Source organism: Pseudomonas orientalis (assembly GCF_002934065.1).
GTDB lineage: Bacteria > Pseudomonadota > Gammaproteobacteria > Pseudomonadales > Pseudomonadaceae > Aquipseudomonas > Aquipseudomonas orientalis_A.
Map to the genome: position 1 here is coordinate 3,986,205 of NZ_CP018049.1, position 16,645 is coordinate 4,002,849.

The following is a 16,645-nucleotide window of genomic DNA, read 5'->3' on the forward strand; positions in this document are numbered from 1 at the left end:
GGACCTTGCCATGAATACTCCCGTCATCACCCATTTCGACGTCATCCCGGTCGCCGGTCACGACAGCATGCTGCTGAATCTCAGCGGCGCCCACGGCCCTTACTTCACGCGCAATATCGTGATCCTCAAGGACAGCAGCGGCAACACCGGCGTGGGTGAAGTGCCCGGCGGCGAGCGCATCCGCGAAACCCTGGAGGACGCGCGCAGCCTGGTGATCGGCCAGCCGATCGGTCAGTACCAGCGCATCCTCAACCAGATGCGCAGCACCTTTGCTTCCAGGGATGCTGCCGGCCGTGGGCTGCAAACCTTTGACCTGCGTATCACCATTCACGCCGTTACCGCGATGGAGGCGGCGCTGCTCGACTTGCTCGGTCAGTTCCTCGAGGTGCCGGTGGCCGCTCTGCTGGGCGAGGGGCAGCAACGCGATGCGGTGAAGATGCTCGGTTACCTGTTCTACGTCGGCGACCGCACCGCCACGGACCTGGCCTACCGCAACGAGGCAGAATCCGATGACGACTGGTTGCGCCTGCGCCATGAGAAAGCCCTGACGGCCGACGCTGTGGTGCGCCTGGCCGAAGCCGCCAAGGCCCGATACGGCTTCAACGACTTCAAGCTCAAGGGCGGTGTTTTGAGTGGCGATGCCGAGATCGAAGCGGTCACCGCCCTGGCCGAGCGCTTCCCGGACGCGCGCATCACCCTCGACCCGAACGGTGCCTGGTCACTCAAGGAAGCCATCCGTTTGTGCCGCGACCAGCATCACGTCCTGGCCTACGCCGAAGACCCCTGCGGCGCGGAAAACGGCTATTCGGGCCGCGAAGTCATGGCCGAATTCCGTCGTGCAACAGGCCTTAAAACCGCCACCAACATGATCGCCACCGACTGGCGCGAAATGGGCCACGCCATTCAGTTGCAATCGGTGGACATTCCCCTCGCCGACCCGCACTTCTGGACGATGCAAGGCTCGGTGCGCGTGGCGCAGATGTGCCACGAATGGGGCCTGACCTGGGGCTCGCACTCCAATAATCACTTCGATATTTCCCTGGCCATGTTCACTCAGGTAGCGGCAGCGGCGCCGGGCGAGATCACCGCGATCGACACCCACTGGATCTGGCAGGACGGCCAACGCCTGACCCGGGAGCCGCTGAAGATCGAAGGCGGCTACGTGAAAGTGCCGGCCAAGCCTGGCCTCGGGGTGGATATCGACATGGATGCCGTGGCCAAGGCCCACGAACTGTACAAAAGCATGGGCCTGGGCGCGCGGGATGACAGCGTGGCGATGCAGTTCCTGGTTCCGGGATGGCGCTTCAACAACAAGCAGCCTTGCCTGGTGCGGTAAAGCCAGTTTATGCGGGAGCGAGCTGGCTCGTTCCTGCCAATGGCATGCCCGGCATTAAGGTCTGTGGGCCTTTTTGCTCACAATCGGCTGCACCGTCAGCTCCACCCCCAACGCCACCATCAACTTCTGGATCGTCTCATAGCGCGTCTTGGATCCGCCCTTAAGGGTTTTATAAAGACTTTCCCGATTAACCCCCGCCGCCTCGGCCACTTTGTTCACACCCTGGGCCTTGGCGACTTCAGCCAGTGCTTTCATAAGGATCTGCGGGTCTTGGGCCTTCATGCTCTGCGCAAGATAGGCACTGATGGTCTCCGGACTGTCGAGAAAGCGCGAAGCTTCGTAGACGCGGGTACCGGATGTATCAAGGTCGAGGATTGGCATGTCCTCGGGTTTGAATGTCGATTCGCTCATTTCATCTACCTCTCAGGGCATCGAGGATTTCTTTTGCCCGTCTGATTGCTCTTTTTTGATCGGTTTTATCGCCGCCCCATAACATCAGGTAAGCGGCGATGCCCGTGCGTACAAAATAGATCCTGTAGCCTGGCCCGACAAAAACACGCATTTCGCTCAGGCCGTCGCCGACAGGGGCGCAATCACCAAAATTGTTCTCTTCGGCTCGATCCAGACGCGCCAGCACCGCCGTCTTTCCGCAAATATCCTTCATGCCGTCGAGCCATGCATCGAACTCGGGCGTCCTGCCGATCGTATTGGTCACAGATTCACATGTAGCCTACTGGCTACTACTTGTAGATGCCAGTGAATTTTTATTCCGTTGAGAGCCGCAAGAAAAAATCCTAGACCAGCATCCGCGCAGGCAGCCGGACGATACTATTAGCGCTTGTTTCGCTGCGCTCCCTCCAAACAATCCCGACCTGAAGCCCAATCAGGCGGCGCATCGCGATCGGGGCACAGGTATCTACACAACGTTGTAGCGCCCAACGCTAACCCGCTAACCACGATGCGCAGCGAGTCGCTCTTGATCTTGATCTGCTTTTGATCTTGATCTCAGGCGCCCCGTTAAACCACGCTGGCCGAACGCAGGCTTGGGAGCCCTAAGTGGCCGTTACCTGAATAATGGATATGTACTCGGTCCAATCCAACATCCCGGCCAGCCCAGAGGCCGCCATCGGGGGCAAGCCCCCTCCCACATCGCGCCTTGCGCGCCATTAGCCAAATCCGGGGCAGACCATTATAAGATATGGCCTGAACCCGCCTTCTCACGCACCGGAAAAACTCTCCATGAAGCTCCCTGAGATCAGCACATTCATTGCGCAATGGCCCTCGCTTGACCTGGGCCCTATCGCCGCCTGGCGGGTGACGCAGGACTGCGAAAACCACGTCCAGGCCTTGCTTTCACGCCTCGGCGCAGGCTACCGCCGTCACGCAAACTGCGCCATCCATGAAAGCGCCACCGTCGAAGAAGGCGCTGTGCTGAAGGGGCCGAACATCATCGGTGAAGGCTCGTTCGTCGCCGCAGGCGCCTACCTGCGTGGCGGCGTTTATCTGGGCAAACACTGCATCGTGGGCCCAAGCTGCGAGCTGAAAAGCAGCTTCATGCTTGATGCAAGCAAGCTGGCGCATTTCAACTTTGTCGGCGATTCGGTGATCGGCGAAGGCGTCAATATTGAAGCCGGTGCAATCATCGCCAACTACCGTAACGAACTGGATGGCGCGGCTATCAGAATCCGCTATGCCGATGCCGTCATTGAGACGGGCGTGAACAAATTCGGCGCCCTGGTAGGCGATGGCTGCAAGATTGGCGCAAACGCAGTGATAGCTCCCGGCGCACTCTTGCAGCCCAACAGCCGTATTCCGCGCTTGGGGTTGATTGATCAGTTCGCCTACGACTAAGCAGCGGCATCGCGGAAGAGTGATCACGCCACTTGCGCGCTACCCAAACTGCCCGTTTCAGATCATGCTGCGCCGCTCACTTCAAGGACGAAAAAACCAGTGAAAATCACCCTCGCCGCCTTGCTCCTGATTGGTCTGATCACTCCCGCATTCGCCAACGACAACCCCATCGGTTTCAAAAGCACCACCCTGCCCGACGCACGCAACCAGCGCGCGCTGGAAATGGCCGTCTGGTACCCCACGGCAATCAGAACCGCTCCCCGGTTGATCCGAGACGACGCGGTGTTCTTCGGCGCCCTGGCCGTGCCCGATGCGCCGCCGACCGGCGGTGAGCACCCGTTGGTGGTGCTTTCCCACGGCTATCGCGGCAATTGGGGCAATCAGATGTGGCTGGCGAGTGCGCTGGCGCGGCAGGGTTATATTGTGGCGGCGGTGAATCATCCGGGCACCACCACCAAGGATCGCAGTGCAGACGCAGCGGCGCAGTTATGGCAACGGCCCAAAGACCTGAGCCGCGCCATCGATGCGGTGCTTGCGCAGCCAACGCAATTTGGCGCGGTGGCGCAACACCGGATTGCGGCGGTGGGCCATTCTCTCGGTGGCTGGACGGTGCTGGAAATCGCCGGTGCGCGTTTCGATGCGGATCTGTTCGCCCGGGACTGCCTGGCCCATCCCAAGTTGGGCGGTTGCATCGGCTACGCGCAAATGAACCCTACCGGCGTTGCCGATGGCAAAGCCCAACTGGCCGCTGACTTAAGCGACAAGCGCGTTGCCGCCGTGGTGTCTTTGGACCTGGGCCTGTCGCGGGGGATGACCGATGCCAGCCTGGCCGCGCTGCCCGTGCCGGCGCTGGTGATTGCTGGAGGCGTGCCCTCGGAGGACATGGCTGTGGGGCTGGAGTCTGCCGACTTGGCCAGGCGGCTGCCGAAAGCATCCACGCAGTACGTGGAAATCGGCGACGCGAGCCACTTCAGCTTTATGGCGCAGTGCAAACCCGGCGCGGCGGCGATACTCGACGAGGAGGTGCCCGGTGACAGCATGATTTGCCGAGACAGCGAGGCCGGAAGGTCCAGGGCGCAGATTCAGCAACAGGTGATCACGCTGATCAGCGCGTTCCTCGCACATTGATCATGTGGCATCCCTGGCGGGTAAACCTTTCAATCCGCGTTTTTTATAGCTGGTATCATTCGCGCCTTTACCTGCCAGGCCAACGCACATGAACCGCCAGAAAAAACTCCAGCAGCTTTTCAAGGCCAAAGCCAAGAAGGCCAACGCCAAACTGGCGCCGAAGAGCAAAGATAAATACATCAGCAAGGCGGACCGTTTGAAGCTGGAAGCCGAGGCTGCTCAAGCCCCAATCACGCCCGCCGAGACGCCTGCTCAATAAGGCGCATTGCCGACGGCGTGCCCGCTTCATATTTGCCCCAGATACGCCGCAGATGACGCGCCGAGCCAAAGCCTGCGCGCTCGGCAACGGTTTCGATGTCCAGGCTCGACGCCACCAGCAGCTCACGCGCCACGGCCAGGCGCAGACGGTGCAGGTAATCCAGCGGGCTGATGCCGACATGCTCGTGGAACAGGCGCGCCAGGTGGCGGCTGCCGGTGCAGGCCAGGCTCGCCATGCGGGTGACGGTCCAGGCCTCACAAGGGGCAGCGGCAATGGCGTCCTGTACGCGATGGACGGCCGGGTGCAGGTGATTGCGTCCGGTGATCCACGGCGATAACTGCGGGTCAGCGCCGCTGCGGCGCAGGTACACCACCATATCCCGCGCGACGGCGCATGCCAGTCTGGGCCCGGCGCGCTCGGCGACCAGGTGCAGCATCATATCGATACCGGCTGTGATACCGGCGCTGCAACTGACCGGGCCATCGGTGACATACAGGCGGTTTTCCAGGACCCGTGCCCTGGGCGCCAGGGCCTGGAGGGTGGCACACAGCGCGTGGTGCGTGGTGCATTGGCGCCCGTCAAGCAGCCCGGCGCGTGCGGCCGTCAGTGCGCCGGCGCACACGCATATCAAATGCTCGGCAGACGGCGCAAACACCGTTTGCAGCCACTGCACCAGGCTGTCGCTGGCGGATTCGAAGGCGCGCAGGCCGGCTTCGTCTCCCCTCATGCTCGAGCCCACCAACACCACCAGGGTGCCGGGCGCCAAACTGGCCGGCAAAGGTGCCAGCCCCGTCAACGGCAAGCCGATGGAGCTGTGCAGGGACGGCACCGGGCTGACGTAGTGCAGCTCGAAATCCACCGCAGCCGGGTCATCCATCTGCGCGGCCAGGCGCAACACTTCGGCAGGCCCGGCCAGATCCAGCATCAGCACATTGGGCAACAACACGAACAGCACCGGCACGCTCATTGGTTCACCCCGCCAATGCCTGGGCGACGGTGACGATGCGCGCAAACCGACCTTCCAGCACCAGCTCCGTACGCTCGCGAATCTCGGCTGGGGTGTACACCCGGCCGCTGCGTGCATGGGTCATCGGGAAGGTCAGCGTGGCCTCACTGACGAAGTCGACGCCAAAACCGCTGTCCGAGGCCTGCCGCGTGGTGGTCTCGCAGCACTGTTCGGTACGGATGCCGCTGATGATCAAACGGGTAACGCCCATCTCGATGAGGCGCGCAGCCAACGGCGTACCGGCGAAGGCGCTGTGGTAGTGCTTATGGATGACCAACTGCGGATCGATCGCAAGCTCGCTCAATACCCTGACGTTACCCGATGCCAGCGAAAAGTGGCCCTGGTCTTCCACATGAAACACCTGCACCACCGGGATACCTTGTTGAACGCAGCCATCGATAAGGGCCTGCTGGTTTTCCAGGTAGTTGGGCAGGTCGTTTTCGGACCAGTAAGGTGTGTGCAGGAATGAATGCTGGGCGTCGATTACGATCAGGGCTCTGCGGCTCATGGTAGGTCCTTCAAGGCTGATATGGGGGGCATCTGCAAACTATGCTAAAGCCCCTCGCAAGACAGCAACAGGTGCGAGACGGACCGACTCAGGACGGATTCGGACATACCAGGAAACCTGCAATCGCTCGCTCAGCAGCCGCTCAAGGCCACCTGACGCCGTTCGCCCGCGAAGAAGAACGGTCGCAGCCGCACGCCCACGCTGTTGCCGATAAATGCAGCCACCAGCCACAGCCAGCCATGCAGGCTACCCGAAGCGATGCCGCTGAAATAGGCGCCGATGTTGCAGCCATACGCCAGGCGCGAGCCATAGCCGAGCAACAGGCCACCGATGACCGCCGCAATCAACGAGCGCGCCGGTATCTTCAAGCTCGGCGCGAAACGCCCGGCAAGGCCTGCGGCCAACAGCGCGCCAAGCACGATGCCGATGTCCATGACGCTGGTGATGTCTTCCCAAACCGGCGCGGCCAGGGCCTTGGCGTTGGCCGGCATCTGCCAGAACGCCCAACTGGCTACGTCTACACCCAGCCCACTCGCCACCTTGGCGCCCCACAGCGCGAACGCTGAAGTAATGCCCCACGGCCGCCCGGCCAGGGCCAGCGTGGCATAGTTGAGCAATGCCAGGCCTATAGCCCCCCAGACCAACGGCCAAGGCCCGCGCAGGAATCGGCGCAGCCCTTGATGCTCGCTGGTTGCGCCGGTTTCAAGCTGGCCATGACGGCCCTTCTCCAGACGCACAGTCACCCACGCAATCAACCCGAACACCGCCAGGCTCAGGAGCAACGCTGGCAGTACGCCAAAACTTTTGACGATGGACACCGGCGCAAACGATGGCAAGGCAAACCACCAGTCGACGTGATGGGTGGCAATCAACGAACCGCAGATAAAGAACAACAGGGTCACCAGCATGCGCGCGTTACCGCCGCCGACGGTAAACAGGGTGCCCGAGGCGCAACCGCCGCCCAACTGCATGCCGATGCCGAAGATAAACGCGCCGAAGACCACTGACACCCCGGCCGGCGCCACCAGCCCGACCACCGGCTGACCGAACAAGGTTCCCGCGCCCAGCGCCGGGAAGAACAGCACCACCGCCAGCGCCAGCATCACCATCTGCGCGCGCAGCCCGGCGCCGCGCCGCTCCTTGATAAACACACGCCAGGCCGAAGTGAACCCGAAGGCGGCGTGGTACAGCGTCAGGCCCAAGGCGGCGCCGACGATCAGCAACAACACCTGGCGCATGCCCACCGCGTTCTGCAGGAACAGGGCGCCTGCCACCAGGATGATAAAAGCCACAAGGGGCGCGGCCGGCTTGCGTGCCGGCGTCAGGGAAAGAGAGGTGCTCATGGGAATCTCACATGTTTGAAGGTGGCCAGTATAAACCCGGCGTGATGGCGGTCAGGCGCTGACGTCGCTCGCGCCGCCTGGGTTGATCGAGTTCCACGCGGCCTCAGCCAGCAATTCACGGTACTCCCAGGGGCTCTTCCTGACCTTCTCCGACAACCATGCGCGCGAGTAGCTCTGCGCCGCGCCGATGATCAGCGAAGGGATCAGTTCGGCGGGCAAGTGGCTGAAATGCGCCTTGCGCCCTGCCTCACTCATCCACTCCTTCAACTGTTGGTTGCGGTGTTTATTGCGTGAAACCAGTTCGTCCCTGAACGGGCCATTGGACACGGCGAAGCCACTCTGGAACACAAACCGCGCCCAGTCCGGCTGTTCAGTCACCCACTCGACGTAGCTGTACACCAGCCCGGTCACGCCCGCTTGAGCGGTATCTGCCGCTTGCAGATAACGGTCGCGCAGGCTGGCCTGGTCCTCGAGCGCCGCAAAAAAAAGCGCCGCGACCAACCCCTCTTTATTGCCGAAGTGGTGGTAGATGGCACCCACGCTGGTGTCGCACCGGGCGCGGATGGTTTCGATATTCGTCGCTTCAATGCCCGCCTCGTTAAAACACGCGAGCGCCTCGCGCAGGATGGTGCGCTTGAGGTCGCTGCGCCTGCCCGGGAAGGTGCGTTCGATAAGGTCGATGGAATGCATGCAGGGACGCCAAATGAAAAGAGTCTATAGGTTCTGCGGGCGGCAGAGAAAGCCTGGCTTGACACGCAGCAAACCAACGGAATATTGTTCCGTTACAGAATATTATTCTGTAAACCAATCATGAGGACAGTTACATGAGCCAAGCACTGAGCATGTTCAACAGCGTAGGCCCTGCCGCGTTCAGCAACCTGGCCTGCCAAATGGCACCGTACTTCAGCACGATCACGCCCGAGATCGCTGAGTTGCGCCCCAACCACGCGGTGGTCAACGTGCCGTTTCGCAAGGAAATCACCAACCACCTGGCTTCGGTGCACGCGATTGCGCTGTGCAACGCCGCCGAACTGGCCGGCGGGATGATGACCGACGCGTCCATTCCCGCTGGCGCACGCTGGATTCCCAAAGGCATGACCGTGCACTACCTGGCCAAGGCGAAAACAGACATTCGCGCGGTCGCCGATGGCAGTGCCATCGACTGGCAAACCGCCGGAGACAAGATCGTACCCGTAGAGGTGTTCGATAAAGGCGACATCAAAGTATTCACCGCTCACATCACCATGAATGTGAAACTGGCTTAACTCAGTGCCCCACCGCCGCAGGCCCATCGGCAGACCGCCGTCCCGGTTTGAAGCCATGGGCATGCGCCGACCAGGCGATCACCAGCGCCACGCCCGCCAACACCAGCATTACCCACGCAAACGAGGCCACACCCCAACGGTCAAGCAGCACGCCCCCCACCACCCCGCTGCCGGCAATCGCGCTGTTCCAGGCCACCACATTCAGCGACAGCGCGACATCCGCACCATCACCTGCGGCATCGGCCAGGGCGGTTTGCAGCAAGGTGGCGGCACCGCCGAAGCTCAAACCCCAGACCGCCACCCCGAGGTAGATCACCTGCGGCTGGTTGCCTAGAAAACCGAACACGCCACTGATTGCCGCAAAGGTCGCCAGGCTCGCCAAGACAGTGTTGCGCAGCACCGGTTCGACGAGTCTGGCCGTCAGCCAGATACCCGCCAACGCGGCAATACCGAACACCAGCAGCACCAGATCCACCCGCTGCGCCAGCCCGGCCGGTGCCAGGAATGGGGCGATGTAGGTGTACAGAATGTTATGGGCGAGCATCCAGCTGATGACCACGGCCAGTACCGGGCGCACGCCGGGCGTGGTCAACACCTTGCCGAGGGAGAGACGCTGGTGCGCGGGCTGCGGCGGGTAATCCGGGACTTTCACCAGTACCCACACGATCAACCCCAGCGTCAGCGCCGACATCAGGCCAAAGGTGGTCCGCCAGCCCAGAAACCCGCCGAGCCAGGTCCCCAGCGGCACCCCCAGGGACAGCGCAATCGGCGTACCCACCATCGCCAATGCCAGGGCTTTACCCTGTAGCGCGGGCGCGACCATGCGCCGTGCATAACCGGCCAGCAGACTCCAGGCCAACCCTGCCGCCACACCGGCAAAAAAGCGCGCCACCAGCGTGACGCCATAGTGGGACGACAGCGCAGTGACGGAGTTGAACAGGAGGAAGCCGACAATGGTCAGCAACAGCACATTGCGTCGTCGCCAGCCACGGGTGGCGATGGTCATGGGGATCACCGCCAACACCGAGCCCAGCGCATAGGCGGGGACCATCTGCCCGGCCATGGACGGTGAAATCGCCAGGCCCTCGCTGATCAACGGCAACAGCCCGGCGGGCAGTGTTTCAGTGACGATGCAGATAAAGCCGGTCATGGCCAGGGCGAGCAAAGCGCCGACGGGCAGACGTTCGGATGACGTCGATACACTGAGTGAAGGGGTCACGGGTAAACTCCTTGAGCCAACTTAAATACTGATCGATACAAATGTTGCAGGCGAGCACAGCGCATTGTCAACGATTTATGTATCGACTAGTATTTATGTGGTTATCCAAAGGACTCTCGCCATGGCACAAATGGGCAGGCCCCGTACCTTCGATCGTGAGCAGGCCGTGGAGCAGGCCATGCACCTGTTCTGGCAACACGGTTATGACGCCACGTCGCTCGCCCAGCTTAAGGCCGGCCTGGGCGGCGGCATCTCCGCGCCGAGCTTTTACGCGGCATTCGTTTCCAAGGAAGCGCTGTTCGGTGAGTGCGTGCAGCGTTACCTGGCGACCTACGCCCAAGTCACCGAGTGCCTGTGGGACGAAACCCTGCCACCGCGCCAGGCCATCGAGACTGCACTGCGCCAGTCGGCCCGCATGCAGTGTGACAACGCCCACCCCAAGGGCTGCATGGTGACACTCGGTGTGATGAGCGCGCCGAGCCCCGAGAACGCCCGCGTGGCGGATGCGCTGACCCAGTCACGGGCACGCACGCGGGCTGGGATCGTGGCGTGCGTTGAACGCGCAATCAGCGGCGGATCCCTGCCCGACACCCTTCATGCTGCAGCAATGGCGACGGTGTTCGACAGTTTCCTGCAAGGTGTGTCGATCCAGGCACGGGACAACGTTCCCCACGCCGCTATCGATGCAGCGATATCCCAGATCATGCTGGCCTGGGATATCGCCGCCGCAACTGCCTCGCCCCATCGCAACGCTGCGTCATAGGAAAGCCCAGCCCGACGCTGATCCGACATTACGGGGACGAGGGCGAGATGTCATTGAGTCAGTGTCTTCATGGCGATAGGGTGCTGCCAAAGAGGCGATCGTCGAGACTGATGGTAGGCGTAAGTGACGCACAGTCAGTTGCTAGCTGTCAGTCACAACGGTGCCGCGAAAACCGTGGTGAACCGGATCGTGCAGCAGCCACTGCCCCAAACGCTGCCTGGCCAGCATCGATTGGCTACCGACCCAAATCACCACACCATCCGGCCTGACGAGGGCACCCTCACCAACGTCAAAACCGTTGTTAGGCGAATGCTCGCTGATGGATGCCATTTCCAATCCCGGAAAATCCCTTCGAAGATCGTCCGCCAGCCCTGGGGCACGATAATGCACGAGGACAAACCGGCCTCCGCGCAGCAACTGCGTCACGTTCTGTAGCGGCAATGTCCGACCCTCGACAATCAGGTCCAGCAAGGGCAGACGTCGACCTACCAAACGGTGATCGCCTTTGCACCGCACACTGCCATAGCACACGCCCTCTCCCGCCAGTGAACTCACCACCTTCTTCGCCACATACGGGACCCGTGTCGCCTGCAGCCCAATCCAGTGAATCATCCGACCTACCGGGCCTGAAGCAGTATTGAAGCGGAAAAGCAGATCCGTATTGCGCAATGCCGCCGCCGCAATAGGCTTACGCTCGGCCTCGTAACTGTCCAGAATATCCAGCGCCAATTTGCCCTGTATCACCCCTGCCAGCTTCCAGGCCAGGTTCGCCGCGTCGCCGATACCCATTTGCAAACCCTGCCCACCTGCGGGGACATGAGTGTGGGCGGCATCTCCCAGCAGAAACACCCTCCCCAGGCGGTATTGAGCAGCCAGGCGCTGCTGGCTGCGATAGCGAGCGCTCCACAGCACATGCGCCAATCCGAAATCGGTCCCCAGGATATCGCTCATTCCATGGGCAATTTCATCATGGGTGACCGGTTCTTCGACCGGAACATCCATGCGCTCGTTGTCTTCAATGCTGACGCGATAGTTACCATCGGGTAATGGAAACAAGGCGACCAGCCCCCTGGAGACAGACCTTGCGTGTACCGCAGGTAAAGGTGGCTTTTTCAAGACAATGTCAGCAACCACCAAGGAGTGCTTGTAGTCCTGCCCAACAAACGGAATATCGAGGAGCCTGCGCACAGAACTGTTAACCCCATCGGCGCCCAGTACCCAGTCGTAGCTGCGCTGCTGCACACTGCCAGTTTCGTGGTGCTCCAGTGTGACCTCAACCTGTGCATCACCGACAGCCAGGGTTTTCAGAGCATGCCCACGCCTGAGCTTCACGCCCACCCGGTTAGCCCAGTCGGTTAATACGGCCTCGGTCTCGGATTGCGGGATGATGACCATGTGAGGGTACTCACAAGGCAGTTTGGAAAACGAGAGCGTCCTCCCAGACTTGTCTCCCAGCGGTGCGCTTGCCCAGACGATTCCCCGACGTATCATCTCGTCTGCCAGGCCCCACGCATTGAGCAACTCCAGGGTGACCGGCTCCAAGCCAAACGCACGGGAATGGGGGGAGGCCATCGCTCTTTTATCGATCAGGTCAACCTCAATCCCTGATTCAGCCAGCGCCGCAGCCGCAGCCAATCCGACGGGCCCCGCCCCCACGACCAGGACCTGTTCCTTTTTAACGGGCATGATTATCCACCTCTCCATCGATAGGACGGAAAATGGCGACAATGACGTGCTGGTCGGTAACGAGCGTTTCCATGCTCTTGAGCCCAGCAGTCTGCGCAAGCTCGACCACTTCATGCTCTGACCGGTAATCTGCCAGAGCTCCCACTACCCAGTTGATCAAGGTAGTCAATCCCCAACCTGCCGGTTGGTTTTCCACCAGGCAGAAAATACCGTGTGGCTTGAGCACGCGACGCACTTCGTTCAGGCCGGCTACCTTGTCAGCCCAATGGCCGAACGACATCGAACACACCACCAGATCCATGCTTTGCGAGGGCAACGGCAAGGCTTCGGCAACGCCTTTGACGAACGAGGCGAACGGTCGACGCCTCATGCCCTCGTCCACCATGCCTTGGGCCGGGTCGATGCCCGTGAAACATGCATCGGGCCACTGGGCGGACATGCGTTCGATCAGTGCACCGGTCCCACAACCAATGTCCAGTACACGCTCAGGGCTTAAAGTGCATAACCACCGGCTCACGATCCGCAGGCACTCATCGTGTGACTGGTTCAACTTGCTGCCATACCGCGCTTCATAAGTCGGTGCGATGCGACTAAACGTGTGTACAAAGCCCGGATTCCGATTTCTTTTACCGCCAAAAAAAGCCTTAGGCATTGCTGAATATCCCTATATGGCAACCATTACCCAACGGACTCTGGTGGAGAAATCCGCCAGATAAAACAATAAATACAATAAGCAGCCGCCCACCGACAATTAATATTTAGCGGCTGGCATTATTCCACCTTAATATTATTTTTCTGTATAAGCGAGCCTCCACCTTGCGCCCCCACCGGCTGGCCTCTCACTCCACCTGCACGTATAGAAAACACGCACCTGAAACCTCCATTGATCCGCGGAAGCTGCCTGAATAAAGGACTTTTCATGCGTCCCCAGTACTCTATTTTCTGTCCCCCATTTCGGGGGCGCCGTAATATCCTGTTACTTTCTCACCAATTGCTTTTAAATTTAAATGGGCAATTATGGACCGCGTCGCCACAACCACATGGTACAGGCCGAACCAACTAAAAACATTTGCCTGACGCTTGTAATCAAGGATGTTTTACAAGCCACACAAAAATAATGTCGTTGCTGTTGTGGTAAAACCAGCAGAATAAGTTAAAGCGCTTATTCCATTACCAAGGAGAGGTATACGGTGCACGCTTCATTACGCCAAAAGGTTCTCTGTTTACAGCAGTCCATCGACGCCAACCTGCCTGGCTTATTACTTGAAGTCGCCTTTCATGTGAGCACCGACCTCTCCACTGCACAGTTGGTATCGCGTATCGAACGCGTGGCCGAGCGGCATGCCTCTTTGCGGCAGCGCTTTATCATGCGCAACGGCACTTACTGGATTGAACAGACCTCGCCGCAAGCATTACGCTACTGTTTTGTGCGCACTTGCGATGAAGCATCAACCGAAGCACTGCTGGCTCCCGACCGCGAGCACATTGGGGCGGAATCCGAGCGTTTGTTCCACGCCGAAGTCGTTGAGCGTAGCGACGGGCAACGCTACCTGGTTTTCCGCATTCATCACGCCATCGCCGACCTGTGGTCTGTCGGCCTGCTGATTCGTGATTTTGCCGAAGACTGTAAAGACCGCCCCGGCGTCACCGTGGCGCCAAGGCCGACAGTTCCTGTCATCGACGTTGAGTTCTGGCGCAACCAAATGCCGCAGCACACGTCGTTTTCATTGCCCATGGGCTCCCAGCAAGCCCACATGCGACGCCGCGCAGTACTGTCCTCCTTTGTCATCGACCGGGAAAATACCGCCAACCTGGCCCGACTGGCCGCAACGTGCGGGGTGACCCCCTATACGGTTCTACTCGCGGCGCACATATTGGCCCTGTCCAGAATCGGGCAGAGTCAAACCGTACCGCTGGCGGTAACATTCCATGGCCGAAACAGGGGCAACAAGGACGCAGTAGGCTACTTCGCCAATACGCTTGCCGTGCCTTTTGTTACGGGCGACGACAGCGTGGAGGATTTTGTCAGACATACCGCCAAGCGCCTGGATGAGGCGTCAAGAGCCAGTCTGAATGGCGGTTATCCGGAATTGGCGGAGCTCATGGCGCCGCAAGGGTGGACACCGACCGTCCCGTCCAACGCCGTGATTTTGCAGCAGGATATGCCCGGCATGCCGAGAGGGTTGGCGGCCGCCCTGCTGGGACTGGGCACCGTCCAGTTGGGCGAGATGACGCTGACCGCAGTAGAGCCTCCCGCGAGCATCGGCCCCTTCGCCACAGCGCTGTTGCTGACGCGCCATAACGGTCAGTTGCATGGACGTGTCGAGGTGGATCCCGCGCAGCATCCCGGCTGGCTTGCCGATGCGATAGCCGGTCAGTTCGCCGAGATACTGGGGGCAATGGTGCAAGATCCGCAGGCCCGGTTGTCAGCGCTGCCTGCATGCCTGTTGCACCCGCCGAAAGCCCGGGCTCCAGCCAGACCGGGCCCCGTATCAGAGACACTGGTGGCCGCCTTTCTACGACAAGCCATTCTCTCGCCGAACAGTCCTGCACTGCAAACGCCCGAGGCCACCCTCAGTTATGGCCAATTGGCCAGTCGAGTCGCCACGCTATCGGCAGCCATGCGCCTGCGCGGGTTCGAGCCCGGACAAACTCTGGCGATACTCTTGCCTCGCGATATCAATCTCGTGCCGGCCCTGCTGGCGACCATGGCCTGCGGTGGGAGCTATGTTCCTCTCAGTGAAGCAAACCCCGACGAGTTGAACCGGTCGATTCTGCTCAAGTCGCGGTGTCGTGCGATCCTCACAGACCAGCAAGGCATGACTCGTTTCGATCACTTGGCGTCCTGCTGGTCCTTGCCCGACCTGCTGTCGATGCCCAAGGCACCGCTGCTGGATCAATCCCAGCCTCAAGCGAAAGCCTATATCCTGTTCACCAGCGGCTCCACCGGCGAACCCAAGGGCGTGGCGATTACCCATGCCAATGCAGCTAACCTGCTGCGCTGGGCGGCTCAGGATTGTGGCCCCGAGTACCTGGCGCAAACATTGGCCGCAACCCCGACCACGTTCGATCTGTCGATTTTCGAGATGTTCGCACCGCTGGTGGTCGGTGGCTGCGTCCGACCTGTGTCCTCGGTCATGTCGCTGATCGACAATCCGGCCCCACTGGCAGGCATCACGCTGATTAATACGGTTCCGTCGGTAGCCGACGTCTTGTTACAGCATGATGTACTGGAGCCCTCCCTGCGCATGCTGAACCTCGCTGGGGAACCGTTGAGCCGGGACCTTTACCTGAGACTCCAGAAAAAGCTGCCGACCACACGCATCGTCAACCTCTACGGCCCGACGGAAACGACGACTTACTCCACCGCCCTGGTGATCCAACCCGCTCAGCAGGAGATAACGATCGGTTATCCACTGCTGGGTACCTGGGTGGATGTCGTGGATGAACACATGCAGAGCGTGGGTATTGGTGTGCCTGGCGAGCTGATCATTCACGGACACGGCGTGGCGCAAGGCTATGTCAGCGACCCCGTGCGTAGTGCCGCCTCATTTTTACCTGCTCCGGATGGTTTGCGCTGCTATCGAACGGGAGACCGTGTGCGCTGGTTACCTGACGGTCGCCTGGATTTTATCGGCAGGCAGGATGACCAGGTGAAAGTACGTGGTTTCAGGATTGAACTGGGCCCCGTCCAGTCGGCGCTACAGGCCATTGAGTTCATTCGTGAGTGCGCGGTGGTCGTAGTTCCGAAAGGACAGCAGCGCAGCATCGTAGCGTTTGTCTGCCTGAAAGAACCAAGCGAAGATGAATCCGAACAGCGCGCCCGCATTAAACAATACTTACATGGCGCACTCCCCTACTACGCGGTACCCGACCACGTGATCTTTTTAGCAGCCTTGCCGAGAAACAAACACGGCAAAATCGATAGATCGCAGCTCTTCACATTCAACCCTTTAACTGCGAAAGAACACGAGACACGAGAAGCGAGCGACGTGGAAAAGCGCGTCGCGGGCTGTTGGCAGGCAATCATTGGCCACCCTGTCGCATTACATGAAAACTTTCTGGACATTGGCGGCCACTCGCTTTCCCTTACCCATTTAACGGGCTTATTGAGAAAAGAATTCAATATTCATATCCCCCTGCATGACCTCTGGATAAGGCCGACCATAGAACTACAGGCCGACTTTATTCAAACACTGCAATGTTCGGCGCGTGCACGGCCCGCTGCTGCGCCCATTCCACGCCTTGATAGAAAGATTTCTCATCATTAATCAGGAGTAC

At 60.4% G+C, this 16,645-nt stretch carries 16 protein-coding genes; 7 read left to right on the plus strand and 9 right to left on the minus strand.

The window, feature by feature from the left end:
- Window positions 1–10 precede the first annotated feature (10 nt).
- Window positions 11–1,336 (plus strand): glucarate dehydratase, encoded by a 1,326-nt coding sequence (gene gudD, locus BOP93_RS17880; RefSeq protein WP_104503821.1) that lies wholly within the window; start codon window positions 11–13, stop codon window positions 1,334–1,336.
- A gap of 54 nt (window positions 1,337–1,390) precedes the next feature.
- Here gudD and BOP93_RS17885 read toward each other — a convergent pair whose 3' ends face one another.
- Window positions 1,391–1,747: an addiction module antidote protein gene (locus BOP93_RS17885; protein ID WP_065883237.1), complete on the minus strand. Its 357-nt coding sequence runs from the start codon at window positions 1,745–1,747 to the stop codon at window positions 1,391–1,393.
- A 1-nt stretch (window position 1,748) separates the two neighbouring features.
- Window positions 1,749–2,051 carry a type II toxin-antitoxin system RelE/ParE family toxin gene (locus BOP93_RS17890; protein WP_104503824.1) on the minus strand — a complete coding sequence of 101 codons (303 nt, stop codon included), beginning with the start codon at window positions 2,049–2,051 and terminating at the stop codon, window positions 1,749–1,751.
- Window positions 2,052–2,575: 524 nt separating this feature from the next.
- On the opposite strand from BOP93_RS17890, the gene BOP93_RS17895 reads away from it, so the two are divergent.
- From BOP93_RS17895 to BOP93_RS17905, 3 genes are all read left to right on the plus strand, one after another.
- Entirely contained in the window at window positions 2,576–3,187 is a 612-nt protein-coding gene (locus BOP93_RS17895) for a transferase (protein WP_104503826.1), read from the plus strand.
- Window positions 3,188–3,286: 99 nt separating this feature from the next.
- Window positions 3,287–4,315 (plus strand): alpha/beta hydrolase family protein, encoded by a 1,029-nt coding sequence (locus tag BOP93_RS17900; RefSeq protein WP_104503829.1) that lies wholly within the window; start codon window positions 3,287–3,289, stop codon window positions 4,313–4,315.
- An 88-nt stretch (window positions 4,316–4,403) separates the two neighbouring features.
- Window positions 4,404–4,574, plus strand: coding sequence for a DUF2986 domain-containing protein (locus BOP93_RS17905; RefSeq protein WP_065895488.1), 171 nt, complete (start codon window positions 4,404–4,406; stop codon window positions 4,572–4,574).
- Here BOP93_RS17905 and BOP93_RS17910 read toward each other — a convergent pair.
- The 4 genes from BOP93_RS17910 to BOP93_RS17925 form a co-directional block, all read right to left on the minus strand.
- Complete coding sequence (locus BOP93_RS17910; protein ID WP_104503832.1) at window positions 4,546–5,541, minus strand: GlxA family transcriptional regulator; 996 nt, start codon at window positions 5,539–5,541, stop codon at window positions 4,546–4,548. The two genes, BOP93_RS17905 and BOP93_RS17910, sit on opposite strands and share 29 nt — an antisense overlap.
- Window positions 5,542–5,545: 4 nt before the next feature.
- A complete protein-coding gene (locus tag BOP93_RS17915) occupies window positions 5,546–6,088 on the minus strand; it encodes a cysteine hydrolase family protein (RefSeq protein ID WP_104503834.1) in 543 nt (180 codons plus the stop codon).
- Window positions 6,089–6,219: 131 nt separating this feature from the next.
- On the minus strand, window positions 6,220–7,431 hold the full coding sequence (locus BOP93_RS17920; protein ID WP_104503837.1) for a YeeE/YedE family protein: 1,212 nt from the start codon (window positions 7,429–7,431) through the stop codon (window positions 6,220–6,222).
- Window positions 7,432–7,482: 51 nt separating this feature from the next.
- Complete coding sequence (locus tag BOP93_RS17925) at window positions 7,483–8,121, minus strand: TetR/AcrR family transcriptional regulator (RefSeq protein ID WP_104503839.1); 639 nt, start codon at window positions 8,119–8,121, stop codon at window positions 7,483–7,485.
- 134 nt (window positions 8,122–8,255) lie between these two features.
- Here BOP93_RS17925 and BOP93_RS17930 point away from each other — a divergent pair, with 134 nt between their 5' ends.
- Window positions 8,256–8,696, plus strand: coding sequence for a hotdog fold domain-containing protein (locus BOP93_RS17930; RefSeq protein ID WP_104503842.1), 441 nt, complete (start codon window positions 8,256–8,258; stop codon window positions 8,694–8,696).
- 1 nt (window position 8,697) lies between these two features.
- Here the strand turns inward: BOP93_RS17930 and BOP93_RS17935 are convergent, their stop codons facing one another.
- Entirely contained in the window at window positions 8,698–9,915 is a 1,218-nt protein-coding gene (locus BOP93_RS17935; RefSeq protein WP_104503844.1) for an MFS transporter, read from the minus strand.
- 121 nt (window positions 9,916–10,036) lie between these two features.
- Here BOP93_RS17935 and BOP93_RS17940 point away from each other — a divergent pair, with 121 nt between their 5' ends.
- Window positions 10,037–10,678, plus strand: a complete 642-nt coding sequence (locus BOP93_RS17940; protein ID WP_104503847.1) for a TetR/AcrR family transcriptional regulator — start codon at window positions 10,037–10,039, stop codon at window positions 10,676–10,678.
- A gap of 141 nt (window positions 10,679–10,819) precedes the next feature.
- Here the strand turns inward: BOP93_RS17940 and BOP93_RS17945 are convergent, their stop codons facing one another.
- A complete protein-coding gene (locus BOP93_RS17945; RefSeq protein ID WP_157943517.1) occupies window positions 10,820–12,364 on the minus strand; it encodes an FAD-dependent monooxygenase in 1,545 nt (514 codons plus the stop codon).
- A complete protein-coding gene (locus BOP93_RS17950; protein ID WP_104503851.1) occupies window positions 12,354–13,016 on the minus strand; it encodes a class I SAM-dependent methyltransferase in 663 nt (220 codons plus the stop codon). Before BOP93_RS17950 ends, BOP93_RS17945 begins: the two co-directional genes overlap by 11 nt.
- Before the next feature lie 538 nt (window positions 13,017–13,554).
- Between BOP93_RS17950 and BOP93_RS17955 the strand changes: the two genes are divergently transcribed.
- The gene (locus BOP93_RS17955) at window positions 13,555–16,635 is read left to right on the plus strand and encodes a non-ribosomal peptide synthetase (protein WP_104503854.1); all 3,081 of its coding nucleotides are present in this window, start codon (window positions 13,555–13,557) and stop codon (window positions 16,633–16,635) included.
- The last annotated feature ends 10 nt before the right edge of the window (window positions 16,636–16,645 follow it).

Bases quoted from the DNA above. Each gene is read 5' to 3' on its own strand.
- gudD (WP_104503821.1), top strand. From the start codon at position 11: ATGAATACTCCCGTCATCACCCATTTCGACGTCATCCCGGTCGCCGGT.
- BOP93_RS17910 (WP_104503832.1), bottom strand. From the start codon at position 5,541: ATGAGCGTGCCGGTGCTGTTCGTGTTGTTGCCCAATGTGCTGATGCTG.
- BOP93_RS17915 (WP_104503834.1), bottom strand. From the start codon at position 6,088: ATGAGCCGCAGAGCCCTGATCGTAATCGACGCCCAGCATTCATTCCTG.
- BOP93_RS17895 (WP_104503826.1), top strand. From the start codon at position 2,576: ATGAAGCTCCCTGAGATCAGCACATTCATTGCGCAATGGCCCTCGCTT.
- BOP93_RS17885 (WP_065883237.1), bottom strand. From the start codon at position 1,747: ATGAGCGAATCGACATTCAAACCCGAGGACATGCCAATCCTCGACCTT.
- BOP93_RS17930 (WP_104503842.1), top strand. From the start codon at position 8,256: ATGAGCCAAGCACTGAGCATGTTCAACAGCGTAGGCCCTGCCGCGTTC.
- BOP93_RS17925 (WP_104503839.1), bottom strand. From the start codon at position 8,121: ATGCATTCCATCGACCTTATCGAACGCACCTTCCCGGGCAGGCGCAGC.
- BOP93_RS17905 (WP_065895488.1), top strand. From the start codon at position 4,404: ATGAACCGCCAGAAAAAACTCCAGCAGCTTTTCAAGGCCAAAGCCAAG.
- BOP93_RS17945 (WP_157943517.1), bottom strand. From the start codon at position 12,364: ATGCCCGTTAAAAAGGAACAGGTCCTGGTCGTGGGGGCGGGGCCCGTC.
- BOP93_RS17920 (WP_104503837.1), bottom strand. From the start codon at position 7,431: ATGAGCACCTCTCTTTCCCTGACGCCGGCACGCAAGCCGGCCGCGCCC.
- BOP93_RS17940 (WP_104503847.1), top strand. From the start codon at position 10,037: ATGGCACAAATGGGCAGGCCCCGTACCTTCGATCGTGAGCAGGCCGTG.
- BOP93_RS17950 (WP_104503851.1), bottom strand. From the start codon at position 13,016: ATGCCTAAGGCTTTTTTTGGCGGTAAAAGAAATCGGAATCCGGGCTTT.